The organism is Cupriavidus sp. 01L46 (genome assembly GCF_056399905.1).
The window spans coordinates 43,419-50,453 of the sequence record NZ_JBFTSF010000053.1; the positions used below are offsets into that span (position 1 = coordinate 43,419).

The 7,035-nt window shown below is 67.3% G+C and carries 5 protein-coding genes and 1 pseudogene; 1 reads left to right on the top strand and 5 read right to left on the bottom strand.

The window, feature by feature from the left end; genetic code table 11:
- Window positions 1–7 precede the first annotated feature (7 nt).
- Window positions 8–1,201, bottom strand: coding sequence for an aminopeptidase (locus AC1DS3_RS12135; RefSeq protein WP_441634001.1), 1,194 nt, complete (start codon window positions 1,199–1,201; stop codon window positions 8–10).
- A 5-nt stretch (window positions 1,202–1,206) separates the two neighbouring features.
- On the bottom strand, window positions 1,207–3,315 hold the full coding sequence (locus AC1DS3_RS12140; RefSeq protein ID WP_477127232.1) for a molybdopterin-containing oxidoreductase family protein: 2,109 nt from the start codon (window positions 3,313–3,315) through the stop codon (window positions 1,207–1,209).
- 314 nt (window positions 3,316–3,629) lie between these two features.
- Here AC1DS3_RS12140 and AC1DS3_RS12145 point away from each other — a divergent pair, with 314 nt between their 5' ends.
- Entirely contained in the window at window positions 3,630–4,799 is a 1,170-nt protein-coding gene (locus tag AC1DS3_RS12145; RefSeq protein WP_477127233.1) for an ABC transporter substrate-binding protein, read from the top strand.
- 54 nt (window positions 4,800–4,853) lie between these two features.
- Here AC1DS3_RS12145 and AC1DS3_RS12150 read toward each other — a convergent pair whose 3' ends face one another.
- From AC1DS3_RS12150 to AC1DS3_RS12160, 3 genes and pseudogenes are all read right to left on the bottom strand, one after another.
- Window positions 4,854–5,918, bottom strand: coding sequence for an ABC transporter ATP-binding protein (locus AC1DS3_RS12150; RefSeq protein WP_477127234.1), 1,065 nt, complete (start codon window positions 5,916–5,918; stop codon window positions 4,854–4,856).
- Window positions 5,915–6,913 (bottom strand): ABC transporter ATP-binding protein, encoded by a 999-nt coding sequence (locus AC1DS3_RS12155; RefSeq protein ID WP_441634009.1) that lies wholly within the window; start codon window positions 6,911–6,913, stop codon window positions 5,915–5,917. The genes AC1DS3_RS12150 and AC1DS3_RS12155 overlap by 4 nt, the downstream gene beginning before the upstream one ends.
- A gap of 21 nt (window positions 6,914–6,934) precedes the next feature.
- Window positions 6,935–7,035, bottom strand: a pseudogene (locus AC1DS3_RS12160) (ABC transporter permease); the annotation flags it as partial.

Here is a 7,035-nt window from a genome sequence, read left to right on the forward strand (position 1 = left end):
CAGTGCATCAAGGCCTGGCACCCGCCGCGGGCGCGGATGGCGTGTCGGGCGCGCCGCTGGCGCGTGCCGCGCCGATCGCGGCCCCTACCGCGGTCCCGCTTTCGCCGGCGGTCAGCGCGTTGCCGCCACTGGCCGGCGGCGCCAGCTGGCGCAGGCGGGCATCGCGTTCGGCGCGCGGCAGATCGCCGATGCGCCGGACCTCGGCATAGAACGCCGTCCAGTCGCCACCGTTTTGCGCCAGGAGCACCATAAAAGCCGGCACCCATTGCTGGTAGGTCGCCACCGCGGCAAGCTGCGCATTGGTCAGCGGCCGCTCGAACCAGCGATCGTAGCCGCTGTAGCCGCCCCACTCTTGCTTGAGCTTCGCATAGCGCGCACGCAGGCCGGCGAAGACTTCCGCCTTGCCCGCACGCTTGGCATCGTCTGACAGGGGCGAGTGATAGAGCGCATCGAGCCGATCGCGCGCGTCCAGCAGCATCGCGCGAAATTGCTGGCGGCGCAGGTCGTACTGGCGGTAGCTGGCGCGGGCATCGGGCGACGCCGCCAGCGCCAGCCAGCGCTCCACCCCGGCCGTTTCCACCGCGGTGGCGAAAGACTCGTTGAAGGTGGTGTCATTGCGCACATAGACCACCTGGTGCGCCAGTTCGTGGAAAATCAGCCGTGCCAGTTCGCCTTCGGGCTGGTAGACGAAGGTATTGAGCAGCGGGTCGTCAAAATAGCCCAGCGTGGAATACGCCGGGATGCCGGCGACATAGGGCTCCAGGCCCACCTTGCGCAGGCCCTGCGCATAGCCGTCGGCATCCGCCTGCGCGTAATAGCCGCGGTAGCTGATGCAGCCCACCACCAGGAAGCACCACTTGTGCAGTTCCATCGACAGCTCGGGGGTGGCGAACACGCTCCACACCACATACGACCGGTGCAGGTTGGCGTAGCGCCGGTAGCTGCCGTTGTCCGGCAGCTTCAGCTCATGCGAGGCAAAGTCGCGGATGGTGCCGGCAAGAGCCAGGCGCTGAGCCAGCCGCGTGTCCTTGGCTTGCTGCGCCGCGGCAATGGCGTCGGGCAATGGCCGAGCGTCCGCCATCACCCCAAGGTGGCCACCGATCGACTGCGCGTAGTAGCCGACCGTGTCGCAGCCGGACAGCAGCGCGGCAAGCCCCAGTGCAGCCAGGGCTTGAAGCGTGCGTGCCGGGCGCAGGTTCATGGTGGCTAGGCGGTGGCGGTGGCCGTAGCCGGCGCAGCTTCCACTTGCACCAGGCAATCGTAGAACACCGGCGCACGGCCCAGGTCGGTCAGCCGCTGGCTGGTGAGCTCGTTGGCGTTCTTGCCATCCGGCGCCAGCTTTTTCCACCAGATCGACAGCCCCACCACCAGCCCGCGCCGGGCCCGGTCGGTCACGCGGGCCCGCGCCAGCATGCTGCCGCGGTCGTTAAAGGCCCGCACCATGCTGCCGCTGGCGATGCCGCGCGGGGCGGCGTCCTCAGGATGAATGTCCAGGTGCGGCTCGCCTTCGGTGGCGCGCAGGCTGTCGACGTTGACGAACGAGCTGTTGAGGAAATTGCGCGCCGGCGGCGAGATCATCGCCAGCGGATAGCGCGCAGCCAGTTCCGGTGCGATCGCGGGGGTCTCGTACGGGGGCACGTAGTCAGGCAAGGGATCGAGACCGTCGCGGCGCATGATCTCCGAGTAGAACTCGCACTTGCCGGACGCCGTGGCAAAGCCGCCTTCGGCGAGCGGCGCCGCCGGCAGGTTGAGCTTTTGCCAGCCCTGTGCCTTGAGGGACTCCCAACTGATGCCTGCCGCGCGCGGGTCCGTGGCCACGATGGCCTGGGCGGCGATATCTTCGTCGCTATCGGCAAAGCACGGCTCGGCAAAGCCCATGCGCTGGGCCAGGCGGCGGAAGATCTCGGTGTTGGGCACGGCCTCGCCCAGCGGCGCGATGGCCTGGTTGTTGGCCAGGAAGTACGTATGGCCGTAGGCCTTGTGCACATCCACGTGCTCGAGCTGGGTGGTGGCCGGCAGCAGGATGTCAGCGYAGTCAGCCGTATCGGTGCGGAACTGCTCCAGCACCACGGTGAAGAGGTCCTCACGCGCGAAGCCTTCGGCCACCTTGGCCGACTGCGGCGCCACCGCCACCGGGTTGCTGTTGTAGACCACCAGCGCCTCGATCTTCGGGTTGCCCGCGCCGTCGCCGGCATCCAGCAGCGCGTCGCCGATGGTGCTCATGTTGACCGTGCGCGGCAGCGCCGGCAGGCCCGGCAGCAGGTCCGGGCGTTGCAGCGCCAGGTTGTCCACCGGGAAGAAGCCCGATGTGGACAGCTGCAGGCCCCCGGCCGCGTGGCGCCAGGCACCCACAAGCGACGGCAGGCAGGCCACCGCGCGCACCGCCTGGCCGCCGCCGTGCGAACGCTGCATGCCATAGTTCAGGCGGATCGCCACCGGCTGGCGCTCGCGCACCGCGAGTTGCCCGTAGAGGCCGGCCAGCCATTCGATGTCGTCCACGCTGACGCCGCAAATCTCGGCCGCGCGCTGCGGCGTGTAAGCCTGGGCACGCTCGCGCAGCGCCTCGAAGCCCACCGTGTGGTTCGCGATGTACTCGAAGTCGAGCAGGCCGTCGCGCATCAGCACGTGCATCATCGCCAGCGCCAGCGCGCCGTCGGTGCCGGGCATCAAGGCGATGTGGCGATGGCATTTCTCGGCGGTCAGCGAGCGGTACGGGTCGATCGCCACCAGGGTGGCGCCGCGCCGCTTGGCTTGCTGCACCCGCGTCCAGAAATGCAGGTTGGAGGCGATGGGGTTGCCGCCCCAGATGATGATGAGCTTGGCATCGGGCACATGCTCGATATCCATGCCGATGCTGGCGCCGTAGGTGTAGCGCAGCGCGGTGGCACCGGCGCTGGCGCAGATCGTGCGGTCAAGCAGCGAGGCGCCCAGCTTGTGAAAGAAGCGCGCCGCCATGCTCTCGCCCTGCACCAGTCCCATGGTGCCGGCATAGCTGTACGGCAGGATGGCMTGCGGGTCGCGCGCGGCGATGGCGGACAAGCGGGTGGCCACGGTGTCCAGCGCCTCGTCCCAGGAAATCGGCTCGAACTTGCCTTCGCCCTTGCGGCCGACCCGCTTCATCGGCGTCAGCAGGCGGTCGGGGTGGTAAGTGCGGTCCGTGTAGCGCGAGACCTTGGTGCACAGCACGCCCTGGGTGCCAGGATGGTCGGGATCTCCCGCCACCTTGGTCGCGCGGCCGTCCTCGACGGTGACGAGCAAGGCACAGGTATCGGGACAATCGTGCGGGCAAGCGGCACGGACGATGCGGGAAGCCATGGATTCTCCTGGCAAGCAATTGGGAGCGGGCGGCGCGACTGCCATGGGGCAACATGCATTGGGGCGGCTGAGCGGCCACACGCGGCGGGACCTGGTCACCGTGCAGGAAAGGCCGTTGCCGGACTAGCCTGGCGGCGCCGCGTGTTGTATGCCGGCGTCGCCCCGACGGGCGCCGCCGGGGGAAATTGTTAGGCTCCGATTGTATTCGATTATGATAGCCCGACGCTGCGCCGGGGGATGGCGCCAGGGCAGCGCCGGCACAGACCGGCAAGGCATTCACGGGTAAAGAACACACCGTTTTTCACGGGGAAACCATGCAAGTGCATTCTGGGGTCAGGGGCTGGCGCATTGCCGGCCTGCTGGTGGCATGCGCCATCGGCTCATTCGTTGCCAATGCCAGCGCCGAGAACGGCGTCAGCGCGGACACCATCCTGCTGGGCCAGTCGGCTGCGCTCACCGGGCCTACCGCCATGCTAGGCAAGCAGCTCAATTCTGGCGCGCAGCTCTACTTCGACTACATCAACCAGCACGGCGGCATCTACGGCCGCAAGATCGAGCTCAAGGTGCTGGACGACTTCAACGAGCCGGAATCCGCCGCCAAGAACACCCGCGCGCTGATCGACGAGGACCACGCCTTCGCGCTGTTCGGCTACGTCGGCACGGAGACCGGCGAGGCCTCGCTGCCGCTGGCCACCCAGGCCAGGGTGCCGTTCTTCGCCCCCTACAGCGGCGCCCAGTCGCTGCGCGAGCCGTTCAACCGCTATGCCTTCCACGTGCGCGCCGGCTTCAACGAGGAAGCCGCGGCCATCCTGCGCCAGGTCCGTGTCACTGGCCTCAAGCGGGTCGCCGTGGTCTACAACGAGGACGCCTACGGCAAGGCCGGCCTGGAAGCGCTCGAACGCGCCCTCAAGGCCGCGCCCGACAGCGGCGTGCAGATCGTCGCCCGCGAGGGCGTGGTGCGCAATACGGTGGAGATCGGCGATGCCATGCAGGGCTCCATGAAGTCCAAGCCCGACGCGGTGGTGATGATCAACGCGTACCGAACCACTGGCGCCTTCGTGAAGGAAGCGCTGCGCCGCGGCTTCAATGGCCAGTTCTATAACGTCTCGTTCGTCGGCACCCAGGCACTCGCCAAGGAAGTCGGCGCCAAGGGCAGCGGCGTGATCATCTCGCAAGTCATGCCCCACCCTGGCAACGCCACCCTGCCGGTGGTGCGCGAATACCTGCGCCTGCTGCAGGCGGCCGGCAAGCCCAACGAGTTCGACTACGCCAGCATCGAAGGCTTCATCGCCGCCAAGGCCTTTGTCGAAGGCACGCGCCGCGCCGGCAAGGACCYCACCCGCGAAAAGCTGATCACCGCGCTGGAAAGCATGAGAAACGTCGACCTCGGCGGCTACATCATCAACTTCAGCCCGGACAGCCACGTTGGCTCGAAATTTGTCGAGATGACCATCATCAACTCGCGGGGGCAGGTCATCCGCTGATGGGCACATGGCCCGTCTCGCGCACGCATGAGACGGGCCAGATGCTGAGCGCACCTACGCCATGTCGTTCAGGTGGCAAGCCGAAAACCGCATCGGCGCGATTTCCTTCAACAGCGGCTGCTCCTCCCGGCAACGCGGCATCGCATGCGGGCAGCGCGGATGAAAATGGCAACCCGGTGGCGGGTTCAGCGGCGAGGGAATCTCGCCTTTGATCGCCACGAAGGTCTTCTTGCCCACCTCCAGCTTCGGGGCCTCGGCCAGCAGCGCCTGCGTGTAGGGATGGTTGGGGCTGGCGAAGACATCTTCCGCCGGCGCCGACTCCACCACCCGCCCCAGGTACATGATCACCACCCGGTCGCTGATGTGCTTGACCACGCCCAGGTCATGGCTGATGAACAGGTAGGTCAGGTTCAAGTCCTGTCGCAGGCGCATGAAGAGATTCAGCACCTGCGCCTGGATCGAGACATCCAGCGCCGCCACCGACTCATCGCACACAAGGAATTCCGGCTTGACCGCCAGCGCCCGCGCAATGCCGATGCGCGCGCGCTGCCCGCCCGAGAACTGGTGCGGAAAGCGGCGCAGCACGGTGGGATCCATCCCCACGCGCACCAGCATGTCTTCCACGTAGCGCTTCTGCTCGCTGGCCAGCACCATGCCGTGCACGACCGGCGCCTCGCCAACGATATCCATCACGCGCAGGCGCGGATTCAGCGATGCATAGGGATCCTGGAAGATCATCTGGATCGCCAGCTGCTTCTCGCGCTTCTTTTCCGGCGGCAGGCGGTCCAGGTCAACGCCCCGCCACAGGCGGGAGCCTTCGGTCAGCGAATGCAGGCCCACCGCCATGCGGCCCAGCGTGGACTTGCCACAGCCAGACTCGCCGACGAGGCCCACCACCTCGCCCGCGCGAATGGACAGGTCGACCCGGTCGACCGCATGCACCACCTCTTCCTTCGCCCMTGCGCCGAAGAGGTTGGCGATCCTGGCTGCGGCGTCGAGCGATTTGACGAAGCGCTTGGACACGCCTTGCAACTCGAGGATGGGCGCGTTGGGCGTGGGTTCGGCGCTGGGATCAGTCGTCATGGCGGYGAGGGCGGGATCAACAACGGCGGCGCTCATGCGGCCTCCTGCTGGGAGAGAACCGGATGAAAGCAGCGCAGGCGGCGCCCGTCTGCCGCGGTGTCGAGTGGCGGCGTGGTCTTGCACACATCGGTGGCGTAGGCGCAGCGCTCGCGGAAAGCGCAGCCGGCCGGCAGGTTCAGCAACGACGGCGTCATGCCGGGAATCTGCCGCAGCGGCGCGCCACGCGGGTTGCGCGACGGCGCGGAGCTGATCAGGCCGTGCGTATAGGGATGCTCGGGTCGCTCCAGCACCTGGCGCACATCGCCGGCTTCGACGATCTTGCCTGCGTACATCACGCACACGGTATCGGCCAGGCCGGCCACCACGGACAGGTCGTGGGTGATCCAGATCAGCGCGGTGCCGGACTCGCGGCACAGCTTCTGCATCTCGTACAGGATCTGGCCCTGGATGGTTACGTCCAGCGCGGTGGTGGGCTCGTCGGCGATGATCAGGTCGGGCTTGTTCAGCAGCGCGATGGCAATCGCCACGCGCTGGCGCATGCCGCCCGAGAACTGATGGGGATAGGCGCGCAGGCGCTCGTCCGGCGAAGGAATCCCGACGCGTGCCAGCGCATTGCGGGAGCGCTCGCGCGCCACCGCCTTGTCGACCTTCTCATGCGCCAGCACGGCCTCGATCATCTGCGTGTCGATGCGCAGGACCGGGTTCAGCGTCATCATCGGATCCTGGAAGATCATCGCGATGCGGTTGCCGCGCACATCGCGCATCTGCGCTGGCGTGAGGTTGCGCAGGTCGCGCGTGACGCCGTCGCGGCTGGTCAGCTCGATGCGGCCATCCACCACTTTGCCGGGCGGATCGATCAGGCCCATGATCGAGTAGCCGGTCATCGACTTGCCCGATCCGGACTCACCCACCAGGCCCATGATCTCGCCGCGGCCAACCGAGAACGAGACATCGTCGACTGCGCGCGCGACACCGCCGCGCGTGGAAAACTGGGTTTTGAGGCCTTCCACCACTAGGGTCGGTTTGCTCATATTCGCTCCTGTCGTGCTGCGTTACTGCGTTTGCAGGCGCGGATTGAGTACATCGCGAAGCTGGTCGGCGACCAGGTTCATGGCCACGATGGTGACCACCAGCGCAATGCCCGGAAAGAAGC